We start from the raw sequence: 1,974 nt of genomic DNA on the forward strand, positions 1-1,974 counted from the left end.
CCGCTCGACTTGCATGTATTAGGCACGCCGCCAGCGTTCGTCCTGAGCCAGGATCAAACTCTCCATATAAGAGTTGATTAAGCTCGATTGTCTTTTCAAAAAAGACTAATGATTTAAACGTTGACGTTTCTGTTTTGTTTAGTTTTCAAAGAACTAATGTGCTAACTTCTTTCGAAGTGACAACGATATTCATCTTATCATCTTCTCTTTTCGAAGTCAACAACTTTTTCCACTTTTCCTTTAAGACATTCAAAAAAATAAGAGCTTTTTCCCATCGCCGCTTAGCAATTACCTCTTAGCGACAAAAACTATCTTACAATAATTTAAAACCTGAAGTCAATACTTTTTATAAAAAAATTGCATACGCCATAATTTTTCTCAAAACCATGCGCATGCATCTTTTCGTCTTTAGAGAATATACCTCTTCGCCCACTCTTCCAATAAGTCCAGCATTTCAGTGCTCAGCGGCTTTGAAATACTTCTTTTGTAAATTGACTTCAGCTTTAGCATAGAAGTTTCCTCTTCCTGATCCCTAAGCAGATGGTTCATATTCGGGACATTATAGCACTCAGCTGGGCCGTTCACTTTTTCAGCAAAAAGATGCACATGCTCTGGGTTCACTTGAACATCTTTATTACCGGTAATTGCAAGAACGGGACATGTAATTGCAGCCAAATCTTCTTCCATATTATATTCAAAGTGCTCTCTTGCCCATTTTGCATTGATCTTTGTAAATCCTTTTTTCATTACTGCCTCTTCCGATTCCATCATTTCATCGAAAATCTTCTTTTGTTTGGAAGCAGCTGTTTTATGAACTTTTAAGGCACGGAGAATAACTCCATTAAACCCCTTCATCTCTTTAACTTCCTCTTCCAGCAATTTTACTTGCAGCTCAGATGCATTCCTGACATTTTCCGCATGACCGGCAAGAAAGATAATACCCGCAGCTTCCGCTTTCTTATTAATAGGAGGAATTAAAGTACATCCTTCACTGTGACCCAGCAGAAATATTCTTTCAGGGTCTATTTCCGGCAGATTGCGAGCCGCCTTGACAGCTTCAATCCCATCGTTAACTAAATCCCACATGCCCGTTTGGTAAAAATCACCGCCGCTCACACCGGCTCCCCGCTTATCATATCTAAGAACCGCCACCCCGGCAGATGTAAAAAACTCAGCAAGCATCTTATAAGCATTCATCTGCATAACCTTGGCATTGCCATCCCGGTCAACAGGGCCTGAACCATGAATTATGATAACAAGAGGAAGCTTTCCTTCTGACTCCTTCGGAAAACTCACTGTCCCCTTTATTTTTACATCTGTATTAAATTCGACCTCACGTTCTTTCATTATGAGTCCCCCAATTAATGACTTTACTTATTAGACGCTTATTAATAGATATCGTTCAGTTTTTTTATTATTTTTTTGAGGCAATACTAAGAGCAATTCTTATCGTATTAGAAAGGGCTGATTTTATGCCAAGGAAAGCAGCATCAGCAGACAGCGGGGAAGAGACAAAGAAGGATACTGAAGCACCATCAAATACCCCTATCACAAAAAGTGAGGATGACATCAGCAAACTAAATAGGATGTTAGCCTCTGTTTTAAATTATCTATCGGATGATGAGGTAGAAGAAATCGATATCGAGTATCTGCTTGCAAATACGGAAGGACTGCGGGAATGGTGGGACCAATACAGGGAAAATAATAAGAAACAAATCGAGGAAGAAATTAAGAAGTCACTTGGCTCACTATCGCTTGAGGAGCTCGAAAGTATCCGCGAACAAATAAAGAGTAAATAGCTTCGCCATTAAAAAGAGGCTGGGACAAAACTAGCTTCAGATAGTAATAAAGGTGAATTTGAGTGCGCTCAAATTCACCTTTCTCTTATTTCAGGGTATTAATTCTTTAAATTCTTATTTTTTGGCAGTGAATTTCCTTAAATTCACTGCCATTAACGCGAGACCCATTTCGTTT

Annotated in this window: 2 protein-coding genes and 1 rRNA gene; 1 reads left to right on the plus strand and 2 read right to left on the minus strand. The window is 39.2% G+C overall.

Translation table 11 applies throughout. The features are described 5' to 3' along the window. Window positions 1–69: ribosomal RNA gene (locus M3205_RS24985) — 16S ribosomal RNA — on the minus strand; the annotation flags it as partial. 339 nt (window positions 70–408) lie between these two features. Continuing rightward, a complete protein-coding gene (locus M3205_RS24990) occupies window positions 409–1,347 on the minus strand; it encodes an alpha/beta hydrolase family protein (RefSeq protein ID WP_251172343.1) in 939 nt (312 codons plus the stop codon). 17 nt (window positions 1,348–1,364) lie between these two features. Between M3205_RS24990 and M3205_RS24995 the strand changes: the two genes are divergently transcribed. After that, entirely contained in the window at window positions 1,365–1,799 is a 435-nt protein-coding gene (locus M3205_RS24995; protein WP_251172344.1) for a hypothetical protein, read from the plus strand. The last annotated feature ends 175 nt before the right edge of the window (window positions 1,800–1,974 follow it).

It is taken from the genome of Cytobacillus firmus (assembly GCF_023715565.1).
Lineage (GTDB): Bacteria > Bacillota > Bacilli > Bacillales > Cytobacillaceae > Cytobacillus > Cytobacillus firmus_C.

What these genes read in the sequence shown, in the direction of transcription:
- M3205_RS24990 (WP_251172343.1), bottom strand. Translation starts at nt 1,347, where the DNA reads ATGAAAGAACGTGAGGTCGAATTTAATACAGATGTAAAAATAAAGGGG.
- M3205_RS24995 (WP_251172344.1), top strand. Translation starts at nt 1,365, where the DNA reads ATGACTTTACTTATTAGACGCTTATTAATAGATATCGTTCAGTTTTTT.